This window comes from Paenibacillus sp. MABNR03 (assembly GCF_050455445.1).
In the GTDB taxonomy this organism is placed as follows: Bacteria; Bacillota; Bacilli; order Paenibacillales; family Paenibacillaceae; genus Paenibacillus; species Paenibacillus xylanilyticus.
In genome coordinates, this window is record NZ_JBCIYR010000001.1 from 1,582,768 (window position 1) to 1,607,401 (window position 24,634).

Sequence of the window (24,634 nt, forward strand, 5' to 3'; positions counted from 1 at the left end):
CCGGCTAGCATATCCTGACGGGGGCTTGGATTATCTTATATAAACAGAAAGATGGCCTTACTGCACTGCTGTAACCGTAATGTTATCCACATTCGGCCCTTCTGTGCCGGTTGTTACCACTTTAATGGTATTGCTTCCCGTGTTCATGGGGACCTGAATTGTTTTTTCACTCCAAGTCGACCAGCTTCCAGTTTCCGGAAAAGGCTCGTTGCTGATGACTTTGGTTCCGTTGACGAATATGTCGAGGTTACGCGTTCCGGTTTCCAGTGCATAACGAAACTTTACGTTTTTGGTTCCTGTTATCGCGTTATTGATGGCATTCCATTGAATGGTCGAATTTGTCAGAGCGTTGAAGTTAACATATCCGGAGCCTGTATATCCTGGATAGATTGTTTCAATGACAGCATCGGTAAGTGTGGTACCGGTCTCTGCCTCGTATGTGGTCCCAGTTCCTGGATTACCGCCACCGCTGCCAGAGATATTGGCTACAAACGTGGTTACGCTTTGGGCAGGAAGCTGTGCCGTAAAGGCTCCTCCTGACACTGTAATCGGTGTTCCGCTTGCCAGGTTTCGACTGCTATCCGTAACCCATGAGGATACGGTGGAGGCGTTACCGCCCTGCAAAACGAATTTTTGGCTTGTAGCCGAGGTGCCGCGATTAATCGCCACAATGACCACTTTGTTATCACCTTTGTAGGCTGAAACGAAAGTATTGGTATCTGGATTTTTGGTTGCATCTACTCTGCGATAACCTGGCCGTACAAATTTGGAGAAATGAGCCATATTATATCCGCGTTTGCTAATGGTGCCATCCTCATTCATCGGACCGTACTGTCTCCGAATGTACCACCATACATAAGCCTGGAAATCCCCTTCAACCATGGCGTTGTGCATATGGTAGGATACGTCCAATGCCTCTGGCCAGCGGTCCGCCGAGTTGTTATCACTGTTCGGGTAGTAAACTTCAGTCATCCACAGTTCTTTGCCGGCTCCTTTTTGCTTAAAGAGCGGGTATGCAAAGTCTTTGAACTGGGTTCCATACGTATGTGCTCCCAGAATGTCCATGTTGGCGAGTGCCTGAGGATCATTCAGGATGGGGTCAGATATGTTTTTCAAATACTGGAACGATTCAGGTGCCATGACCTTGGTATTTTGAATGGAGCCAGCATTCTCTTTCATGAAACGAAGGATCTCCTGTGGTGTCCACCAGGTCCAGTCATGGGCATAATCCGGCTCATTTTGTACCGAGATGGCATACAGGTCTACGCCATTGTTTTTCATATAAGTTACGAATTCGTTCAGATGCTGCGCATACGCGGCATATTTGTCGTATTTCAGTCTTTTGGCGTTTGGATCCCCATTGTGGTTAAAGGTTTCGACCATGTCACTCGGAGGATTCCACGGTGAAGCAAATACGAGGGCGCCTTGCTCAATCGCTCTTTTCGCGGTAGCAACCTCTCTGTACCAGTTATTTCTATTTTCGTCGACATAGATTCTCAGAATGGAAAAACCAAGCTGATTCTGCCCGTTGCCAAAGGCAGTTTCACGCTGAGCAGCCGTCAAATCGCCGATCCAGGCTGGATGGTTGATTCCCCCAAAACCCTTGATGAGCTGTTTTTCGGAGGACAAATTAATGTAAGCATCACTAGCTGCTGACACGTGTGTTGGGGTTAACATCAGAGGCAGAGCCGTTAAACAGGCCAATAAAATATGAACTGATTTTTTTAATTTCAATTTCAATATCTTCACCCTCCTCAACTTATTGTACAAATGAAAGCGTGTTCAACAATGTCAACTTTTTCAGCAGCCAATAGAAGTTTACTTACCACTTCCTCTCAAATTGCATTAAATGCAAATTATTTAGTTTTATTTGTAAATCTTACTATATTATTCTTAGGGCTAAAACCTGATAGATTATAGTTTATTTGCTGACTGTTATCTCTTTTAATAGAGATACAATGTTAATATGAACAGTTCCCCCACTTCCATTGCAACCAGTTCCCGAGGAGAATATTACCATAAGCTTGGGCAGCGTCCTTCCCAACATAATCTCTTGACCTGCGGCCAATCATCTTCAGACAAGCTAAGAAATTCACGCCTCACCTTTCGCCCCTCTGCCTTAGCACATTAGTAGGTTGGGTTTAGTAACCGCCGTGAATTTAATTTAAATTAATCTGCCCGTTAGTTTAATAAAAACAGCCAATCAAAATGACCGGCTGTCCTTCTTGTTTTTATGTGCTCGAAGCAAGTAGTAATTATGTCTGATTCTATCGTTCCGCTTTAAAGAAAAATTTCAAAATTCTTGTTCCGTTATGAAATTCGCTCACAACATGGATCTCACCGCTATGGGCCTTCACAATATCGTGCGCACCTTGTAAATGCCCTTCGTTTCACAGTGCACCTGGAAGTTTTTATGAGACAGCTGCTTGATCCCGTCAATGAGCATTGAAAGCTGCCGGGTTAATCTTTTGCTGAACAAATAAGCGATGCAGAGCGCGATAAGGCTTTCCTTGCTTATAATTCGGTTCGGATGTTTTAGCAAATAGCTAATGAGACCAAGTTCTTTCGGTTTGAGCTCGATGATTTCGCTGTTCTTCTTCAGTTCGAGTTTTTGTTCGTCAAACTCAAATGGGCCAGCTTTCAGTATATGCTCGTTCTTTTTCTCGACCGGGGTAACCTCCACTCTTCTGAAACGGGCTTTGATTCGGTAAGCCACCTCCTTCGGACTAAACGGCTTGGTAATATAATCGTCACCGCCTATGGCAAATCCGAGTATTTTATCGATTTCCTCGGTTTTGGCCGACAAAAAGAAAATCGGCACGTTCGAAACACTGCGGATTTGTTTGCTTACGTCATAGCCCTCACCGTCCGAAAGCATAATGTCCAAAATGACGAGGTCGGGCTGCTTGTCCTGAAACTGAATCCAGCCTTCCTCGGCGGAAGTGGCGGTATACACATGTTCGAAGCCTTCCTTAAGTTTTCAGAAGCTTGACGATATCCTCCTCATCGTCCACGATCAGTATTTTTGACTTAGCAGCAATTCGGTTCGAACCTCCTTTCTATAGGCAGGGCAAAAGAGCGGCAGCTTAAAGCCTTCCGCTCTCTAGTAATCATCTTCCCCGCCCTGTCAATAAATAACCATATATTGAAACGAGCGTATTGGCCAGAGACAACCTTAATTTTGGTCTTCGGCAAACAATTTCGACATCGGATTCGTAATCTTTTTGTCTGTCGCGATGCTGCCTGCTTTGTCCAAGACGTAATATTGATAAAAGTCACTGCTAAAACTTATCCCACGCAGCATTTGCTCCGCAAACAATTCGACCGCATTGCTGCTTAAGGCTTCATCGTTCCAAAAAATATGCAGCAGCAAGCGATTCTGATTATATGGATGCTTAATGACGTAGGCGCCCGAAGATGTTTTTTGGTTCAACTTGTTTTTCCAGTCGAAGCCAATGGCCTCCGATTTTTGTATGATGCCAGGTTTAAGCGCCTGAATGAGTCCGTTGGTCTTGTAATTACCAATGGCAATGATGTTGCTGGTTCCGAGCTCCTTTTTCAGCTTGTTTTTGAGTGTTTGCCTGTCGGAAATCACCTCGTATGGAATCCCCATAATCCCAAGTGTTCCTTCAAGCTTCGACAAGATCGTTTGTTGCTGCTCTTTCGCTTTGCCGACGGCCTGATCGCTCAGCACAAGGGTCAGCGGTTCGCCTTGCAGCGCCTTATCCACAATGCGGCTCATCGTTTCCGAGGGAAGATTGGGAACTTGGGTCAGAGACGAGTGATATGTGTTTTTGAACTGCTCATGCCAATACGCGGCTGCTTCCTCCTCAGACAATTGATATTCGAGTTTCAGCACAAAATCGGAATCATGCAGAATTGTGTCCATTTCCTTTCGCGCTTCATCACCAAGGGTGTCCTGGATCGTCTGCAAAAGCCCTTGGATCGTCGCATTTTTATACTCGTACCGCTTGAAATATTCCTGCATGAACGAATCGAATTTATCCTCGCCCACCATGCGGTACAACTGGTAGATGGCCTGGCGTCCTTTATTATAAAAAGTCGGACTTTCCATGTCACCCACTTCCGTATTGGTTGAGGCGATCGGCTTGTCAATCCATGACACATCATCGATTTGGATCGATTTGAACCCGTTCAGATCATCACCTTGTTTTTCCGCGAAATAGACCTTCGAAAAATCGGCAAATCCTTCATCCAAAAACGATTCTGTCTCCGAGCTGTTGCCGATCAAGGCATGGAACCATTGGTGGGCGATTTCATGCACGAATACGTAATCATGTGCCGGATCGCTGTTCGGTTGGATTTGCCCCATTTGAATGACCCGGGCGAACTCAACCGCCACCCCCTCAACGTATGACTCTGCAATCCGGAATTCAGAGTAAGGGTATTCCCCATATTTTTCGCTGAAAAATGAAATAGCCTCAAAAGCGGTGTCGATGTATCCGTCGACGAGTTTTTTCTTGCCCGGCATGTTGTCTGAGTAATAACATTCAACCGTGAGTCCATCCCGCGTAACGCTCTCCACCTTATAATTCGGGCTGGCAAAGAAGACGAACTCCCGGGTGTTATCGGCCCTAACGGTTACGATTTTGCGGCCGGGCTCCTTTGGGTCGGCCTGCGTCGTTATGTTTCCTGGCATCAGCATCTGATAGGCTTCCGGCACGTTAAAATGCACCTCGAAGTCTGACGAAACGTAATAATCGGATTCGAAGGTTTTACTGTATTTCGTTCTGTCCCATTCATGTTTGTTCTCGTCATAGACCGACATAACCGGGAACCAATGTGCACCGTTTATGATGTCTTTGTAGTACGAGAGACGCTGCATGCCGTAAGGGATTTTCACCTCAAAGCCGATTTCGACCGTCACTGCTTCGCCAGGCTTTAACTCCTGCTTCAGTTCAACGGTCAAAGCCTGATTGCTGTTCGAAAAGACCAAGGATTGCCCGTCTGCCGCCGCGCTCCGAATGTCAATGCCGCCCAGAAAGTCTTCCGGCTTCTTCTGTGGATTTTCTTTCTGGATCTCCTCGTTGTTTCGCTCAAACATTGAAGTTTGGGTCGCTTTGGACCGGTTGGCGTCTGCAAACGTATGGAATACGATCTCCTGCAGGGTATCATTGGAAGTGTTCCTATAAGTGACGGTTTCGCTTCCCTTGATGCGCATGTTGTTTTCGTCAAGCCGGGCGTCGACCCGGTACTGGACCGGAGCAAGAGCCTCTGCAGCCAAGGAAGACCGAGCGGATGAAGCCGCTGGCGCAGCTAAGGCTTGAGTGGCGTTGACCACGGGGAAGGCTGCAAGTGTAAAAGCCAGCGAATAAGCCAGCGCTTTCTTGGATACTGATTGGATGGTTGATCGATACATCAAATTCTCTCCCTCTAATATGTGTTGAATGGACTAGATCTGGATTCACCTTATGGAGTATTTCTTTTCAGCTCTGCTCAGCTGTTTGCCTGCTGAAAAGGTCGTAAATTCTATATTAAAGACCGCAGCTTACACTGTGTTAAACCTAACCTTACAGGAACCTTAAATTTACGCAAAAACCCTCAGGACGCCTTATTGCGTTCCTGAGGGTTATCATTTGAACTATCCCGTTATCATCAATTTGTAACCGTTTTTGAATTTCAACTAACGGCTTCGATTCTTGGTTTATCGCGAAGTAACGGTTAAACCCGTCAAATTGTTCACCTTAACTGGTACATTGAAGTCATCGACGTTAATATGACCAAAACCGCCTGTGGATTGATCAACCACCTTAATGTAAAGCTCCTCACCGATGTACTCCGACGCATCCCACATCTTCCGTTGATACTCTTCATAATTGGTGGCAGTCTCTTTGAATAACTCTTTACCGTCCGATACCCGGACCAGTGCAACATACAGTTTATCTATATCACGCCCGCCGCTAACCAAAAAATTGATTTTACCGTTCCCGCCAAGGACAAAATTCTGTGATTTTAGCGTTCCTGTTAAGCTGTCACCTCCGGCTTCCTCGTTGAAGCCCCATAAGTGATAGCCACCCGGAATTTTTTGCGACGGATTAAAATATATGGTGTCCCAGAAAAACGGGGTATCTGTCACATGAACATCCGAGAAGGCGTCTCCTTCGGTTATCCAGCCAGTTAAGTCACCTGCAGCAAAATCATGGTTAGGCAACTCTGTAATATCGGTATACACCGAGTTATCCCAGTGATCAGGCACATCGACCGGAGCAGCCGCTTCCCCTGTTAAGGCATTCATATTCCATACTTCCATCGACTTGACAGTGATATCGTTGTCGCCCCAGACCTGCAATCCCAAGGAGTCGTACCTGCCAATGTAGACGCGGGTTGTCAGCTTTTTCTTGTAATTGGCAAAGGCTTCGACAACTGAACGATCAAGAAAAATATGCAGCTTCAAGTTTTCTCCGTCAAGATCCACATATCCGCCTTGAATGCCGTCCACACGTACATCCGGGTCAATGCTGCTCTTCGTGCGATCCACATTAAAAGTCCCGTTTGTCTTGTCGTAATAAATGAGTGTTTCCTCCTGGCCGTTATCGGAGCGCCGCACCTTGAGGCCGAATTTCCGGGCTTCGCCGGGATCAATTTCCATTACAATCTCCAGCATGTCGCCTTTGACATTTTGGATCAATTGATTGGCGGTTTCCAGGTTTTTGTCTGCAAAATCAACCACTTTATTTCCCCGAAGACTCTGCAATTCCTGTATGGGTTCGATCCGCAATTTATCTTGTTCATCCAGGCTAAGTGTAATCGGCAATGCTAAATTATGGGCCCATCCAGCTTGGTATTCAGCTTGAGGTGTTCTTACATTTTGAACCATGGAATAAACAACCGTTCTTCCGTCAGGTGTGACCATTCCACTCTCTGCAGTTAAATAGCCATCACCCACGTCCAATTTAGATGGAGCCTCCTGGTCAGGTATAAATTTGAAATTATCCCGATCCCAGGTGCCAATCCAGTAAAAGACCTCAACGTCTCTTTGCACATCGGTCGCAGGAGGAACATGCTCCGGCTTTTCATGAGGGTTAATCATAAAAATATGCTTTTGCTTACCCGTACTGTCCTTGCCTAACGGCAGTAATACGGGAAGTTCCCATACCGTACCGAGCTCTGGATACTGGTTTCTGTCACTAATGAATAAAGGTCCTTTATACTCCCAGTTGTACATATCGTCGGACACATACACCAAAGCTGTGCCACTACTGAAATCTTCAAGGCCGGACGTCACTAACTGATACCACTTATCGACCTCTTCGTCGTACCATACAAATGGATCACGAAACTCGTTATGGATGCCATTCCCGTTCTGCTCTGTTACTGGCGCGGGATGTTTCACCCATTGTTCTAAATTAGGATCCGATACATTCGCTGGGGTCGCAAGCCCTGTTCTTTGGTTCGGAGACAAGGAGTCATTGCCGGCCGTATAAAAGAGAACGGGATTTCCATCGCGATCATACGCTGCACTGCCCGACCATGCGCCGTCAGGATCAAGGGTGCCCGCTTCAGGAGCAAGAGCTGGTCTCACATTTTCCCAGTGAACCATATCGTCACTAACCCAATGTCCCCAGTGGATTTGATGCCAGAACGGACCCTGCGGGTTATGCTGATAAAATAAATGGTATTTACCGTTATAATAAATCGGTGCATGCGCTTCATTCATCCAGTTTTGAGGAGGCATCGCATGGTACTGGGGGCGGTGCTGATCTCCATCAAACACACTTGGGTCTTCATCAATGTCACCATTCGGAATTACCGGAACTGCGCCCCCGTGAAGCGACGTCACCTCGTCGTATTCAGCTAGCAGCTCCTGAGCGGTAAGGGCTTTGTTCTGCAGCTTCACTTCATCAATGAGTCCGCTGAACATATTGTAGGAGAACAAGCCAGCCAATTCTACCGGTTTATTATTTTTTCCGATAATCAGACTTGCTCCAGATGGTGTGATCGGGACGTTGACTGGTGTTGCCTGGGAAGCCACTTCCTCACCGTTTAGATATAACTTAATCATTCCTTCTTTCTTATCGAAGGTAGCGGCCACATAATTCCACTTGTATTTTTCGAGCGGGTGATCCTTTACCCATACCTGAATCCACTGGCCGCCGATCCCGACCTGCATCGACCATGTGCCGTGTCGGTACATGCCAAGCGCGAAGCCTTCGGCTTTATCCTGATCTGACTGGTTTACAATCGCAGACAGCTTGTTCCCGTCCCCCCATTCGTAGCTTCGCGGGGCGACCCAAGCTTCAAGCGTAAACGCATCGCTTACAGGTATGATATCCTTTGTATTGATCTCAATATCATTTGAATATCCATCAAACAGCAAGGCGCCGCCTTTGACTCCGCGCGGAGTCCATCTCGGATCCTTCGAGGCCATGTATCTGGCGTTGTTAAATACATAGTTCACATCATGCTCCCGATTGCTTACTTCTTCAAGCGCCTTCTTTCCTGTGCCTTCATCAAGACTCATATAGAAGATGGTCCCCTTACCATGAGCTTGAAAAGCATCAACCGCAATACTGGCTTGGTTGGATTGATCAACAACCTTGACATAGAGCTTCTTATTGTAGTGTTCCTGCATGTTCCAGGAAACTTTTTCGTTCGCACTAACATCCCCGGTCTTTTTAAGTAACGCATTTGTGCCCGCATCATAAATTGCGACGTAAGCGTCCTCCGGATCGTCGATATTCAAAACCGTAAAGGTAATGCTTCCGGTTCCCTGCATGATAAAAGTATTAGAAGTTATGGAGCCCTGTTCTTCCGCAGAAGACTTGGCAAAAAAGTTCCCTTCTTTACCGGCTTGAGCTTCCTGGGTTACTTGAAAAGCAGTACCTTCAGCTGTCCAGCCATCCAAATTTCCGGTTTCAAAACCGCGGTTTGTGATTTCGGCCGGGATAATGTTCTCTGCCATGACACCTTCATCCGGTACGGTTTCACTGAAGGTATTGAAGGCATCCGCAAATATCAGTCCCCAATCGGATGATGCATGATCTTCGATTTCAAGATACAATTTCTTTCCAATATACTTGGACAGGTCGGCTTTATATAATTCCATATTCGCCAGTCTCAGACCCTGCGCAGGATCCGGGAACCCGGATTCATTAAATTCACTGTTACCGTACCTGGCAATCAAGTCTCCCGTATCCGCTTCAATGACGCTCACATACCCTTGATTCGGATTCTTGCCTCCACCCAGTCTGAAGGTAATCCAGCCTGTTCCGCCCAACTCGAAGGTGCTCGAACGAAGCACACCGGTCGCAGCCTCATTATATTGCCAGCCGTTCAAATGATAATTGCCTTCCTGGTTGTACGGGATTTGTTCATCCCAAAAGGTTGTGTCGTCCGATACACTGTTCGGACCAAATGCCTCACCTTCGACAACCGTCCATCCGGTTAAGTCCCCGGATTCAAAGCTGGGATTTTCAATCTGATAGCGTTTGAAATCAGGCTTGATATCCTTGGCGATAATTCCTTCATCAGGCTCGGATTCATGATACATGAAGAATGCGTCCGCAAATATCACTCCCCAGTCCGTGGTTGCATGATCGACGATCTCCACATACAGCTTCTTGCCCAAATATTCGGAAAGATCTGCCTTATACTGCTCCATATTAGCTAACCGCAGGCCTTGTGTGGGATCCGGGAAACCAACGTCAGCAAAAGCGCTGTTGCCATACCTGCCAATAACTTGCCCCGTCCCGGCTTCCACGATATTGATATATGCCTTGTCAGGGTTCTTCGCACCGCCAAGTTTGAAGCTGATCCAGCCGCTGCCGCCAAGCTCAAAAGTGCTGGAGCGAAGCACACCAGTTGCTGATTCATCATACCTCCAACCGTTTAAATGATAATCGCCTTCCTGGTTGTATGGTATTTCTTCCGCCCACCAAACCTTTTCGTCCGATACGCTGTTCTCGCCGAAAGCATTGCCCTTGACTACCGTCCACCCCGTCAAATCCTTTGATTCAAACCCAGGATTTTGAATTTGATAGACGGAATCCATAACGGACAGTTCCGTTTCTGTCGTCGGAAGCTGCCCCACCTCTGCATGTGTTTCGGCTGCCATTGATATTTCAGGTACAGCAAGCTGGAGAAGCATTGTCCATATGATCATTCTTATCATCCAGGTTCTTCTTGTACTTTCATATTTCATTCAAGAGCTCTCCTTCACGATTTTATATTCACCGGAATTTTGACAGCTCCCCTTCTACAAGGAAGAATAATCATGAAGCATAAAGGAGAGTAAGAATAGAACGCTTCCATAAATGGGTCTTAGATCAGATTGCCCAAAGGGTAAGGAGCGCCTAAGCGCTCTGTTTACCAAATGGATTTCATCTCCCATATATCCAACGATTTAACCAACAGTTCCCCATCTCCCCAAATCTCAAGTCCCAATGCATCCAGACGGCTTGGATACACCCGGGTTGTCAGGCTTTTTAATCCGTTGGCATAAGCTTCGACCATAGAGCGGTCCATATAAATGTGAAGCCTTAGATAATCTTCCAGCAGTTCAAGCTTACCGCCTTGCACACCTCTGCACTTTTCTCCCGGATGAAGCGTGGTGTTTGTTCGATCTACCAAGAACATTGATTCGTTCATATCATAAAACAGAAGGGTCTCTTCTTCTCCGTCTGGCGTACGACGTATCTTCATTCCAAATTGTTTTGCGCTAACCGGCTCCATTACCACTTGAATCTCAAGCATGTCGCCTTGGACCTCCTGCAGCAGTTCGTTCGCTTCAGCCAATGTTTTGTCATATAACGACAACCGCTTAGCACCTCGTAATGATTCAAGTTCCTGAATGGGTTCAATCCCCAGCCGTCCGTCTTCCCGTAAATACACACTTAACGGTAAGCCGCCATTATGAGCCCAGCCCGATTTATATTCCAACTCCGACGTTCGGTCACCTTGTGCTATCGTAAATACGATCTTTCTGCCAGTCTTGGGATCTACCATTCCGCTAGGGCCAGTAAAATGAAAATCACCAACATCAATCAACTGAGGCTCCTCTTGATCAGGAATAAATGATAGTTCTTGCATGTCAAGCTGCCCGATCCAGTAGAATACCTCGACGTCCGCTCCCTGTCCCACAGGGCTGACTAACAGGAGAAATTTGTTCTCCCCCTTTGGGTCACGACCTAAAGGAAGAAGCACAGGAAGCTCCCAGATGGGTCCTAGATAAGGGAACTTTTGAATATCTGCTTTAAAAAAGGGCCCTTTGTACGTCCAATTCAGCATATCCTGGGACACAAAGGCCAGCGCGGCTCCTCCCTCGTCTTCAATCCCCGACCCGACCAAGGCATACCAGCCATCATCATCCTTCCATACGAACGGATCCCGGAAATCTCCGAATGCACCCATTCCTTTCTTCTGCACGATCAACGGCTCCGGATGTTTGACCCAATGAACCAGATCCGGATCGTTATCCATGGGATAGGTGCTTCGGGCAAGGGCTACGCTCTGATTCGGCGAAGCACTGTCATTTCCCGCCGTGAAAAATAAGACAGGCAAACCTTCAGCATCATAAGTTGCACTTCCCGACCAAATGCCGTCCGGAGCGAGCTGATCTTTTTCGGGAGCCAAGGCCACAGGAAGATCCCGCCAATGTACGAGATCCTTGCTTACCCAATGCCCCCAATGGATTTGATGAAAAAACGGGCCAAGGGGGTTATGCTGATAGAACAAATGATATTGCCCGTTAAAATAAATCGGTGCATGGGGCTCGTTCATCCAATGCGCTGGTGGGCTGACATGATACTGCGGTCTATGGCGATCCGGTAGCAGCGGCGTCCGATCCAGCTGAATATCCTCATCATTTAATTGCGGATGGGCTCCTCCGTAGTCGGTGTCTATCACATATCGATAAGCATCAATCACCTCCTGCTCGCTCAGAGCCCGATTATAGATGTTGAGTTCATCAAGCATACCGCTGAACATGTGAAGGCTGAATACATCTGCCAGCAGGCTGCTGTGATTGTTTTTACCGATGAGCAATTCCGTGTCTACCGCCTCGACCAGCCGGGAACCACGAGGTAGATCAGTCGAAGCGACTTCACTGCCGTTTAAATAAAGCTTCATGATGCCTTCGTTCCCATCAAATACTGCATTCACGTATGACCATTCGTTCTTGGGAAGTTCATGTCCGTCAGGTGCCCAAACTTCCTTCCAATCCCCACTCTCCAGACCGACTTGAAAGGACCAAGAGCCATGACGATACATCCCGAGCAGATATCCCTGCTTGCGATCCATGTTGTGGTGGTTCACAATGGCAGATAACTTTCCTTCATACCCCCATTCATAAGAACGCGGTGCAAGCCATACTCCAATACTTAGCTCTGATCGGTACTGGTACGTGATGTTCGGATCTTTCTCGTGAATCGCATGGGCAATATAAGTCGAGTAACCATCGAATAGGAGTCCATTTCCCAACACTCCTTTTCTCCACTGCGGGTCGCACGGTTCGGTAAATTCTGCTTGATTAAAAACATAATGAATACGATCCCGAACTTTCGATATGCTCTCCATAGTGTTGGATCCTGTTCCTTCGTCAAAGGTCCAAGACATTATCAACCCCTGATTTCCCAAAGTCATATTTCCCCCCTCCTTAATGTCTGCTTTATGACATCTTTAGAAGCATGAATCGACTGAAGAGCATGGATATGCAGCAGGTTCAGTTTCGCTTGTCCCGATTTCGTAATAATAGAAATGCTATCCATTGGCGCGTCCGGGAAAATCTGATCGGTCAGGACAACCAGGCCATCATTCCCATACACTTCAACCGCATTGCGATCCAGCCAGATATGCAGCTTAATCTTCCCGTTCTCTTGGGACATGCTGGCACCGTGGTTGCATGGAAACGATGAATCGAAGTCAGTCAGTCCCGACTGCGTACGGTCAATGAACAACCACTCGCGCATCGAATCATATCCAATAACCGTTTCACTCTCCCCGGAGGATTTCATGATGATCTGTACCTCGTCACTGGAACCCATATCAATGTCGGCTTCAATCTCAAGCAGATCATCGCTAATTTTTTGACTAAACGGTGTCTCGGCCGTCACTCTGACATCAGACCAACTCATGAGGTCTTTCCGTAACTGCTCTATTTCCCGAACAGGCATTTGGGTTAAAACGACCCCTTCATCCTGACAGCTTAATGCCAAGGTCCGAGGCAGAGTCATTGACCCTCTCCAAATACCTGTTGGCGTCTCGTTGGCATATTTCCAGTTACTCATCCATCCAATGATCACGCGCCGTCCGTCTTCCTCAGGTATATCGGACCAAGTGACCCCGGCATAGTTGTCCCGACCATAATCTAACCACATGATGTGATCAGCTGAGTTATCGTTAATGAACTTCACTCCATCGAACTCACCGATAAAGTATTGTGTACGTGAGCCTTCCGGACAAGAAGGATTATCCCCTATGCTTATGATAAGCACCCACTTGGTACGCCCCGTATCATCGATAGGCAATTCAAAGAGATCTGGGCATTCCCAAACTCCGTCGTGGGAACCTTCCTCTTGACCGAATACACTGGCGAGCGCCCAATCAATCAAATTTTCCGATCGATAGAAACGAACATGGTCCCCCGCGACTATAACCATAATCCATCGCTTACTTTCTGCATGCCAGAATACCTTAGGATCCCTGAAGTCAACCAGATCAGGTTCGGCAAGGACCGGATTCCCCGCATATTTGTGCCAGGTTTTTCCTTTATCGCGGCTGTAAGCCAAGCTTTGCCGTTGTCGAGGCTGATCAGTCTCCGGATATGTATCCGCATGAGTAAAGATTGCAATCAATCCATGGTGACCTTCAAACAGCCCGCTGCTATCGTTCCAGTCAACTACACAGCAGCCGGAAAATATTGCTCCATGCTCATCAGGAAACAAAGCGATTGGTGCATGCTGCCAGTGAATCAGATTCTCACTTACGGCATGGCCCCAGTGCATCGGGCCCCATTGGGCACTAAAGGGATGGTTCTGATAAAACAGATGATATTCGCCCTCGTAATAAACTAATCCGTTCGGATCATTCAACCAATGGGAGGAAGGAGAGAAATGAAATCCCGGTCTGAAACTGTCCATTTTGAACTCTTTATTAGAGTCTATCATTTTGTTTATTTCATCTGTCGTTGGCATAGATTGGAGAGCTCCCTTCCGTGTTGTTACTACTGCACCGCCAGCATTGGCAAACGTTAACATGTCGATGATTTGCTGTTTTGTCAGCTGATTTAATGAATTCCCGATTTCCAGCAACTTGGTTAAAAAACAGCCCAGAAACGCGTCGCCAGCGCCTGTCGTGTCGATGGCTTTTACTGGAAAACCTGGAGCATATCCATCATGAGCGGTCATCCGGTAATAGGAGCCTCTATCTGCTAACGTTACGACAATCAAGGGAATCCCAAATTGTTGCTGCAGTTCCAAAGATCCTTTTTCGATGTCTGTTGTACCCGTGATAAAGCCAAGTTCTTCTTCCGATATTTTCAAAATGTCGGTATACGGCAAGCCCCAAAGGATATTCTGCTTCGCTGCCTCTTCAGTCTCCCATAGCGAAAGACGGATATTCGGATCGAATGAAAGCAGTGCACCAGCCTCTTTGGCCTTAACGACAGCTGCTCTCGTTGCCGTCCGTGCGGGCTCATGGGTCATCGACAATGATCCAAAATGCAGGACTCTGGCGTTCTCGATCAAATCGAAAGGAACATCTTGTGAGGATAAAAAGGTATCCGCTCCTGGCTTCCGAAAAAAACTGAATGACCGGTCGCCGTCATCATCCAAGTGAACAAAGGCTAGCGTTGTATTCGCTTCATCGGTAAATGAGAGCCCTGATACATCAACCCCACTGCTAAGCAAGGCTTGGTGCAGTAACGAACCGAAACGATCCTCTCCAATTTTGCTGATTAATGCAGCTTTGGCTCCCAATTGGGATAGCGCCACTGTTACGTTAGCCGGTGCCCCTCCTGGATTACACTCATACTGTTCGGTGCTTTCCCCAGCAGAACCAACTGGCGTAAAGTCTATCAACACTTCTCCTATAGCTATAACATCAAGCACAACTTCTCTCCACCCATCGTTTGTTAAATTATTTTTTTAAGGTTGCGTTATATCGATCCAGCCCGTTTTGGTAGATTTCCATCAACTCGTTCAATCCCATTTTCTCCAATGTCTTCACATAATTGTCCCACTGCTCATCCACGCCGCCCTCGACAATGAATTTACCTCGTTGGGTATTTACATATTTAATCAGCTCGGACTCAATTCTATTAATTTTGTCCAGCTCCTCCGGTTCAAAGAAGATACTCGGGTAGCTTTCCTTCTCCATGTAAGGCTCGTAATATTTTTCCAAATCTTTTGCGCGCTGTTGTGCCCTAGGCTCCATGTCTACAACTTTTCCGAAGTCGTCGATCGTAATGACACCTGGTCCGCCTGTGCCCGGAGCCACTTTTTGACGAAATTCACCTGCTGATGTCCCTTCAGGTAGGGGCAAGTTTACCAATTTCCCATTCTCATCCTTCTCGAACACAACATCCAGCGGGCCCCAATGAATTTGAGCTGCCATGTACGGTTCATACTGCTGATCGATCCAGCGCATCGTAATTTCTGGGTTCTGGTTTTCCTTCGTGATCACAAACGCACCACGACCGGGGCCCCCCCCATTGCTTCGTCCAATGGTTTGGGCACCGTTAGATCCTTTTAACGGAGACAACAATGCATAATCCTTTCCTCGATCAGGTCCAACAACTTCCTCCACCTCCCACCAGATATAGGAGCCGAGCGTTTCGTCTGTTGTTTTGCCTTTGGCCAGATACTGCGCTGCGTCCTGGGTAAAGGATTCAGGATCAATCAATCCCTGCTTATACCATTTCTCATTAAAATATTTAAGGGCTTCCTTATATTCGGGCTGCGTCGCAGTAAAAATAACTTTTCCATCGCGAACAACCCGGTGCTCCAGATTATCCGGCAGTCCAAACGCTCCGAAAATCCCTGCAATATCCATACACCACTGCATATGCATAAAGCTCAATGGGATCTCGTCGGCTTTTCCGTTTCCGTTTGGATCCTGAGTTTTAAATGCAACCAGAGCTTCCGTATATTCGTCCAACGTCTCAGGCATTTTCAAACCCAGTGTGTCGAGCCACTTTTTATTAATCACATGGAAGAAGGGGTTGGTTCCAAGGTTGTTCTCCTCCCAAGAAGGCAGGCCGTAAATGTGCCCATCAGGTGCTGTGATGGAGGACTTGATATCAGGTCTGCTATCTAAAAGCGCTTTCAGATTAGGTGCATATTGCTCAATTAAATCCTCCAAAGGAATGATGGTTCCGTCTTCACCGTAATTAATGAGTTCGTAATCTGTAAAACCAGCCCCGTAAAATGCATCTGGTAAATTTCCGCTTGCGAGCAAAAGGTTTTTCTTTTCTGCAAAATCAGTGTCCGGGATATTCTCCCACTCGATCTTAACGTTGGTCTGCTCTTCAAGACGCTTAAATATTTCCATTTGCGCATACTCCGGTGCTAATGCAGCTTTCGGGGATACCATTTTTAAGGAAATCGCTTCTTCAACGATCGGAAGACCGGTTTTGTTGAAATCGGCAGGTTGGTTGGAAGTTTGTTTCTTCGATCCCCCGTCTCCTGAACATGCACTTAGTGCAAATGCGCCAGTCAGTATTAAAATTCCCGCACTTTTAAATACAGATTTCATGATGCATAAACCTCCCAAGAATTTATTCCAATCTCTGGTCAACTTTTTTCATCTTTGTTGGATCCGGTTTGCAGAGACGTATAAATCTCCCGTACATCCCCCCCTTCAAGTACTGTGTCAATATCATCCCTTGATCGAACCGATCATTACGCCTTTAACAAAGTACTTTTGAAGAAATGGGTACAAGATTAGCAGCGGCAAACTGGATACAATGATGACACCGTATTTGATAAGTTCAGTAACACGCATCTTCGCCGCGTATGATTCTACATCCACCATCATGCCGGAGTTAACCTGGTTCTGGACAAGGATATTGCGAAGTACCAGCTGAAGTGGATACTTGCTTTCATCATTCATATAAATCAAAGCATCGAAGAAACCGTTCCAGAAACCAACCACATGGTACAAAACCATGACAGCAATGATTGATTTTGACAAAGGCATTACGATGCTCCAGAAAAATCGGGTGTTTGAGCAGCCGTCAATTGAAGCCGCTTCCCACAATTCATCCGGAATGGATGACTGAAAAAACGTCCTCACGATAATGACATTGAAAACACTGCCGGCTCCTGGAATAACTAGAGCCCAGATGGTATCCAACATCTGAAGGTCCTTAATCAACAGATATGTGGGAATTAGCCCCCCACTAAAAAACATGGTGATCATCAAAAACCACATGATTACCGATTTGCCCATCAAATTTTTACGAGCCAAAGGATAGGCTGCAAATACGGTAACGGCTACACCAATCAGCGTTCCTACACCCGCATAAAGAATGGAATTTGCATAACCGATCCAAATCGAAGAATCGCTGAAAATTCGAATATAACCATCTAACGTGAACCCTTTTGGAAACAACCAAACATTCCCGGAGTAGATCTGATTTGGATCACTGAATGAAGCAATCAACACAAAATACAACGGGAATAACACGAGAAGCATAATCAAGCTCAATAAAACAAGGTTGATCACGTCAAACCAAATGTCCCCTCTGCTTTTTCTTTTCAATAATTGATTCAAATTAAACTCTCCTTTACCAAAGGCTGGTTTCTGTCAATCTTTTGGCAATTCGGTTGACGGTGACAATCAGGATGATATTGATCACGGAATTGAACAGTCCAACTGCCGTGGAAAAACTGTATTGTGCTTTCTGAATCCCCATCTCATAAACATAGGTCGGAAGAATATTGGAAGTGGCGTAGTTCAAATCGTTTTGCATCAGAAACGCCTTCTCAAAACCAATGCTCATGATGTTCCCTAGAGCGAGAATCAGCAAAATGACGATTGTCGGTAAAATACTTGGAATATCCACGTACCATACTCGTTTCCATTTACTCGCTCCATCCATAATTGCTGCTTCGTGAAGTTCCGGATTGACTCCCGCTAATGCAGCTAGGTAAATAATGGTGGCGAAACCCGTCTCTTGCCAAATCCCTGACAATATGTACAAGGGTCGGAACCATCCTTCGTCCGCCATGAAGAGAACTGGGTCACCGCCAAGCCAGGTGATCAAGTGATTCACCAAACCGCTGTTGGGCGATAAAAAAACATGGAGCATACCTACGAGCACTACCGTAGAAATAAAATGCGGAGCATAAATGACGGTCTGGATAAATTTCTTATACCGCTTGCCTAACATCTGATTCAGCATGATCGCAATGATAATCGGAACCGGGAAACCGAATAGGAGTGACAGGAAGCTAAGCGATAGCGTATTTGTTATGATGGACCAGAAGTTATAGGAATCAAAAAAATCAATGAAATGCTGAAAACCTACCCAATCGCTCCCCCATATTCCCTGACTTGGTGAAAAGTCCTTAAAGGCAATTTGTACCCCGTACATCGGGTAGTACTTGAATACGGCATAAATAATGATGATTGGCAGCAGAAACAGATACAGTTCATAGTCACGTTTGACCCGAGCCCACGTTTTACGTTTCACTTGGCTTCCGGGTTGATAGCTCGCGGAGTCTTTTGGATTCACCCTCATATGTCCTCTCTTTGTTGATATATTGAAACGTTTCCAATTTTAATTGAAACGTTTCCAACTTAAAGTTTAAAAAAACATCCCTGCTGCATATCCATCTACTAATTAGATAACTGAATCGGGGTCTTACTTTGATCGCTAGAGGAGATCACCGCTAACGATCATTTGTATAAGTTAAGTAGTCTCACCCTGTCTGAAATACACAGGCAATCGATATACTTCCTTCTCCAAAGTTACCCCTTCGAATTTTTGATAAAGAAGTCTGATTGTCGTTCGTGCCATCTCCTCAACAGGTTGCCTAATGGTGGACAATATGGGATGGAAATAGGGATGATCCTGAATCCCGTCATACCCAATGACCTTAACATCTTCCGGAACGCGAAAACCCATCCTTCCTGCCCTGTCAATGTAGTTGGCAGCCAGTAAATCGGTAATAGCGAAAATTCCATCCACATCGGGATGCGTTTTGAAGAACTCGTCAAAGTAGGCATCGTCGTCCATAATGGGGTCTGGCTTTTCATAGATCACATAGTCGACTTCCATTTTTTCGGCCTCGTCAACGAACCCTTTTCTGCGATTCATGGTTTCACTAAAGACGGAAGTGACGCTTCCCAAAAAGGCCGGTTTTCGGGCACCTGCCTTGACCAGTTCCCTTAAAGCCAGACGTCCTCCTTCATAATTGTCCGAGGTCACACAGGTGATTTTCTTGTTAAAGTGTCTGTCAATACTTACAATCGGGATGTTATTCCTCACACTGCTTTCAATATCGTTGTAAGTAATACCGACTATGCCAGCCACTTTGTTTTGCCGAAGCATATCCAGATAATAGAGTTCCTTTTCCGGCTTGCCTCCGCTATTGCACAGCATAAGCTTGAAGCCTTCGAGATCCAGTTCATCTTCAATGTAGTAAGCCAGTTCAGAAAAGAAAGGGTTCCATATACTGGGGAGGAGCAATGCTACTGTCTTTGATTTTTGCATCTTAAAATTACGAGCGATTTCATTAGGAAAATAATTTAACTCTTTTATGGCTTTCTCTACTTTTTTGCGTGTATCAGGCTTTACGGCTCCCGAGTTGTTAATGACGCGGGAGACGGTTCCAACAGCTACGCCAGCTAGACTGGCTACATCTTTAATACTTGACATCTAACCCCCCACTTAGCTCTGTTATGAAAATCATAATAACATCAAGTTGGAAACGTTTCAATATTTATTTTGAGAGCGATACCAAAATTATGAGGACACAGTGAAAACATGAATATTCAACCATCCATCTTGTCTACGTCTGACCTGTATGAGGTACACCAATAACCGTTGGCGTAAAAAAAATGCACCCCAAAATTTCATCGGATAAACCAAGGGTTTATTCCAATGTCTATTCTTAGGGTGCACTTCACCTTCCATCAGGGATTAGAGATAAACTTTCCTGTTTGTTCCATTCGATATCAGAGGGATCTCCGAATTATACTTGATTACTTAAACCAACGATTGTTTCGAATGGTCGCAAAATCATTGGCAGCTTGTCATTATCGTAATTGGTGAGCCAGATTTCTGAAAAATTGAAGCGAGACTCTTCTTCCTCAAGCTCCACGACTTGTCCAGTAAGATTGATTACTACCAGCACCTGTTGGTCTGCCAGTGTACGTGTATATGCAAATACACTGGGATGATCCGGCATAAGAAGCTCATAAATACCATATGTCAACGTATCGTGTTCTTTTCGCAGCTGAATCATTTGTTTATAAAAGTGAAGGACGGAACGTGGTTCCTGGAGCTGTTTCTCAACATTAATATTGACGTAATTATCATTCACCTTCAGCCATGGAGTACCGGTGGTAAACCCTGCTTGTTTTGACGAAGACCATTGCATCGGCGTTCTGGAGTTATCGCGACTCGAAGCCCAAATGATGCTCATGATCTCCTCATGCGACATCCCCTCTTCACGTTTGATCTGATATAAATTCCGATCAGCTACGTCGTTATAATCCTCTATGGAAGGGTAAGCCACATTCGTCATACCTATTTCTTGCCCCTGATAAATGAATGGGGTGCCTTGCATGAAAAAGTACATGGCTCCAAGCGCTGTGGCGCTTTCATACCAATACTCCGCATCATTTCCCCAGGATGAAACTTTGCGAGGCTGATCATGATTTTCAATAAACAATGCATTCCAACCGATGCCCTCCAGCGATTTTTGCCACTTGGTCAAGACGTTTTTCAATTTGGGAACATCCAGTTGCCTGTCTGTGCTGTTTTTCCATAGGTCAAGGTGTTCGAACTGGAAGACCATATTAAATTTCCCTCTGACTTCACATATCCAATCATACAGATCTTCCTGGTCCTCTACCTTTACTCCATTTGCTTCCCCAACTGTTACAACATCATATTTGGATAATGTTTCCTCTTTCATTTCTTGCAGATATCGCTGAATTCCTTTGACATTCATATGCTTTTCAAAAGAAGAGATGTATTTGAAGCCTTCTTTAATTGGCATATCCAAAAGGCCCTCTTCTTTGTGAATATGGCTGATCGCATCGACACGGAAACCATCAATCCCTTTATCCAGCCACCAATTCATCATTTCATAAATGGATTTCCGAACTTCTTCATTTGCCCAATTCAAGTCCGGTTGTTTTTTGGAGAACAGATGAAGATAGTACTGTCCGGAGACTTCATCATATTCCCAAGCAGAACCGCCAAAGATGCTTTCCCAGTTATTAGGTTCTTCGCCGTTCTTTCCATCTCTCCAGATGTACCAATCTCGTTTAGGGTTACCCAGCGAAGCTCTGGATTCAATAAACCACGGGTGTTCGTCACTTGTATGATTGATCACCAAGTCCATGATGAGTTTCATGCCGCGGTGATGCACTTCATTCAGTAATTGATCGAATTCCGCCATTGTGCCGAATTCATCCATAATGGAACAGTAATCGCTGATGTCATAACCATTATCATCGTTGGGTGACCTATACATCGGACAGATCCATATCAGATCAATACCGAGATCCTGGATATAATCCAGTTTTGAAATGATCCCCTTAATGTCGCCAATCCCATCCCCGTTGGAATCCATAAAGCTTCTTGGATAGATTTGATAAGCTACGGCTTCTTTCCACCATACTCTTTTCATTTGATGCAATCCTTCTTTCTCAACCACGATATAAACTGCACTAATCGATCACACAAGGGCACTACGAGCGCAGTACCATCTTCCGATCGCTGTTATCCCCAGATTTTTTGACTCCCCTTTTCTAAGGGGAAAATCCGGTGTTAAGCGTATGCTTCCGATGCAGCTTTCCTTCAGAAAGCTATTAGGCGAATGCTTCGCTTCTCCAGATTGGTTCTGCCTCTTCTACGCATGCATAAGGTACATTCTCGCTTCATATGGACGCAGTTCGTTCAGAGGCAATTCACCTGGATAATTCGATATCAGCATCTGATTCGTCTCAGCCAATTGTTCCTGGAGCGGGAATTCGGTCGTATAACCCTGAAAATTGCATACAACAACAATTTTTGTACCATTCAACGTTCGGGTGTAAGCAAACACGTCTTGATTCTCTGGAAAGATCAACTCATAATCGCCGTATACAATGACTTCATGATCTTTTCTTAATTGAATTAACTTCCGGTAATAATGGAATATGGATTCAGGGTTATTCAAACTTTGCTCGGCATGGATATCCGTATAATTCGGATTCACCTTAATCCAAGGTTCCCCTTGTGTAAAACCTGCGTTATCGGAAGCATCCCACTGCATAGGTGTTCTCGCGTTATCGCGTCCCTTGGCATAGATTGACTCCATAACGCTGTGTTCAGGATAACCTGTCTCCATTCTTTCCTTATAAAAGTTGAGCAATTCAATATCCCGATAATCTTCAATAGGATATTGAACATTCGTCATGCCCAGTTCTTCACCCTGATAAATGTATGGCGTGCCTTGCATGCCATGAAGAAGGATGGCCAACATTTTAGCCGATTCAATTCGGTATTCTCCATCATTCCCCCAACGTGAAACAATTCGAGGCAAGTCGTGGTTATTCCAGAACAAACTGTTCCAGGCGTCGCCCTTAAGCTCTGTCTGCCATTTGGACAGCACTTTTTTTAATGCCATCACATCCAAAGGCTTAAGATCCCACTTTCCTTTCCCTTCTTGTTCATCCAAGCCGATATGTTCAAATTGAAATACCATTGAGAATTCACTGCCGTCCGGGTTGCTGTACAGTTTGGCGATTTCCGGAGTAGCACCCCATGTTTCTCCAACCGTTAGCATGTCTTCCGCTTTTTGAAACGTCTCCTTGCTCAGTTCCTTGATATATTTGTGCAAATTCGGTCCGTTTCCCGTAATCTTCAAATCTGGTTCTTTGCCGATTAAGTCGATCACGTCAAGTCGAAAACCACCAACACCCTTGTCAATCCACCAATTGATCATGTTGTATATTTCCTGCCGGACTTTTGGATTTTCCCAGTTGAGATCCGGCTGTTTTACGGAAAATAGATGCAAATAATATTGCCCGATCTCAGGCGCCCATTCCCAGGCTGACCCACCGAAGGTGGAACCCAAGTCGTTCGGAGGTGTTCCTTCCACGCCATCTCTCCAGACGTAGTAGTCATGGTACGGATTGTCTTTGCCTTTTTTGGCTTCTTGAAACCAGGGGTGTTCATCCGAGGTATGGTTCAACACCAAATCCATAATGATGCGAATGTCTCGTTTTCCGGCTTCATGAATTAACGTTTCCATATCTTCCAGAGTTCCGAACATCGGATCGATGTCCTGATAATCTGAAATATCATATCCAAAATCATCTTGAGGAGACTTGCATACGGGGGATAACCAGATCGCACCGATGCCGAGTTCCTGCAAATAATCGAGCCTTGACACAATGCCCTTCAAGTCGCCAATTCCATCTCCGTTACTATCTTGAAAGCTCCTTGGATATATTTGATAGACCACAGTTTCTTTCCACCATTTTTTATTTTCCATGCTCCATTCAACCTCTCTATCACACAGTACGTGGTTTTATCTTCATCATCTCACCGTATCTCGTTATTCTTTGACCGACCCTACGACGATGCCTGTCACAAAGTATTTTTGCAGCAGCGGATAAATCAGCAATAGCGGGATGACCGCGACTACGATTTTGGCTGCATTCAGGTTTTTGTTCGAAATTTCAGTCAGGTTGCTGAGCTCGCTGGAATTCGTGCCGGCTTGAAGCAGATCGGCAATATTTACGTTAAGGGACTGAATATAGGTCATAAGCGGATAATTGCTGACTTTGGTCATGTAGATCAAACCACTAAAGAAGTCATTCCATGTACCCACGATACTGAATAAGGCGACTGTCGCCAGCGCAGGAATGGACACAGGGACATACACTTTGAACAATACCTGAATAGGATTCGCTCCATCAATGAACGCTGCTTCTTCAAGCGCTTTAGGTACAGCTGAGAAGAAGTTCATCACGAGGATGACGCTGAATATCGGAACAGCGCCTGGGAGAACAAGTGCCCATATCGTATTCAGCATGTCCAGGTTTTTGATCAGCAGGTAACTCGGAATCATGCCTCCACTGAACAACATGGCAAAAATCATGATATTCATATAAATGTTTCTGCCTTTAAATTCCCTTTTCGATTTGGATAACGGATATGCCATCAAAATAATCAGAATCATGTTAAGCACAAGAGTAAGTGCGACACGTAGAACAGATATGCCAAAGGAACGCCAGAACTGTGCATCATCGATAATTTTCGTGTACGCTGCTGTTGTAAAATTGACCGGAACGAGGCCTACTGCATTCGCTGATACCGCCTCGCTGCTGCTGAATGAAATGGCGACGATATTCCATAACGGAAGAAGGCAGACCAATGCCAGCATGATGACGATGGCATAGATGACAAACCGGCCAATTCGATCTTTGAAGTTTGCAGAATAGGACACAG

Annotated in this window: 12 protein-coding genes and 1 pseudogene; all 13 read right to left on the minus strand. The window is 45.6% G+C overall.

Translation table 11 applies throughout. From position 1 onward, the window contains the following. Positions 1–57: 57 nt before the first annotated feature. On the minus strand, positions 58–1,740 hold the full coding sequence (locus AAIH57_RS06725; protein ID WP_430021027.1) for a carbohydrate-binding protein: 1,683 nt from the start codon (positions 1,738–1,740) through the stop codon (positions 58–60). A gap of 760 nt (positions 1,741–2,500) precedes the next feature. Then, positions 2,501–3,041: pseudogene (locus tag AAIH57_RS06730) on the minus strand (response regulator transcription factor); the annotation flags it as partial. A gap of 134 nt (positions 3,042–3,175) precedes the next feature. After that, on the minus strand, positions 3,176–5,380 hold the full coding sequence (locus tag AAIH57_RS06735; protein WP_430021028.1) for a M1 family metallopeptidase: 2,205 nt from the start codon (positions 5,378–5,380) through the stop codon (positions 3,176–3,178). Positions 5,381–5,665: 285 nt separating this feature from the next. Further along, the gene (locus AAIH57_RS06740; protein ID WP_430021029.1) at positions 5,666–10,162 is read right to left on the minus strand and encodes a GH32 C-terminal domain-containing protein; all 4,497 of its coding nucleotides are present in this window, start codon (positions 10,160–10,162) and stop codon (positions 5,666–5,668) included. A gap of 164 nt (positions 10,163–10,326) precedes the next feature. Continuing rightward, positions 10,327–12,600 carry a GH32 C-terminal domain-containing protein gene (locus AAIH57_RS06745; protein WP_430021030.1) on the minus strand — a complete coding sequence of 758 codons (2,274 nt, stop codon included), beginning with the start codon at positions 12,598–12,600 and terminating at the stop codon, positions 10,327–10,329. Further along, positions 12,597–15,065: a PfkB family carbohydrate kinase gene (locus AAIH57_RS06750; protein WP_430021031.1), complete on the minus strand. Its 2,469-nt coding sequence runs from the start codon at positions 15,063–15,065 to the stop codon at positions 12,597–12,599. The genes AAIH57_RS06745 and AAIH57_RS06750 overlap by 4 nt, the downstream gene beginning before the upstream one ends. A 28-nt stretch (positions 15,066–15,093) precedes the next feature. Next, positions 15,094–16,710: an ABC transporter substrate-binding protein gene (locus AAIH57_RS06755; RefSeq protein WP_175398758.1), complete on the minus strand. Its 1,617-nt coding sequence runs from the start codon at positions 16,708–16,710 to the stop codon at positions 15,094–15,096. A 123-nt stretch (positions 16,711–16,833) separates the two neighbouring features. Beyond that, positions 16,834–17,730: a carbohydrate ABC transporter permease gene (locus AAIH57_RS06760; protein ID WP_175398759.1), complete on the minus strand. Its 897-nt coding sequence runs from the start codon at positions 17,728–17,730 to the stop codon at positions 16,834–16,836. 13 nt (positions 17,731–17,743) lie between these two features. After that, the gene (locus AAIH57_RS06765) at positions 17,744–18,700 is read right to left on the minus strand and encodes an ABC transporter permease (protein ID WP_175398760.1); all 957 of its coding nucleotides are present in this window, start codon (positions 18,698–18,700) and stop codon (positions 17,744–17,746) included. Positions 18,701–18,871: 171 nt separating this feature from the next. Beyond that, a complete protein-coding gene (locus AAIH57_RS06770) occupies positions 18,872–19,840 on the minus strand; it encodes a LacI family DNA-binding transcriptional regulator (RefSeq protein WP_175398761.1) in 969 nt (322 codons plus the stop codon). 316 nt (positions 19,841–20,156) lie between these two features. Then, positions 20,157–21,824 carry a glycoside hydrolase family 13 protein gene (locus tag AAIH57_RS06775; protein ID WP_430021032.1) on the minus strand — a complete coding sequence of 556 codons (1,668 nt, stop codon included), beginning with the start codon at positions 21,822–21,824 and terminating at the stop codon, positions 20,157–20,159. Positions 21,825–22,046: 222 nt separating this feature from the next. Continuing rightward, positions 22,047–23,675 carry a glycoside hydrolase family 13 protein gene (locus tag AAIH57_RS06780; RefSeq protein WP_430021033.1) on the minus strand — a complete coding sequence of 543 codons (1,629 nt, stop codon included), beginning with the start codon at positions 23,673–23,675 and terminating at the stop codon, positions 22,047–22,049. Positions 23,676–23,738: 63 nt separating this feature from the next. Beyond that, positions 23,739–24,632: a carbohydrate ABC transporter permease gene (locus AAIH57_RS06785; RefSeq protein ID WP_175398764.1), complete on the minus strand. Its 894-nt coding sequence runs from the start codon at positions 24,630–24,632 to the stop codon at positions 23,739–23,741. Positions 24,633–24,634: the final 2 nt, after the last annotated feature.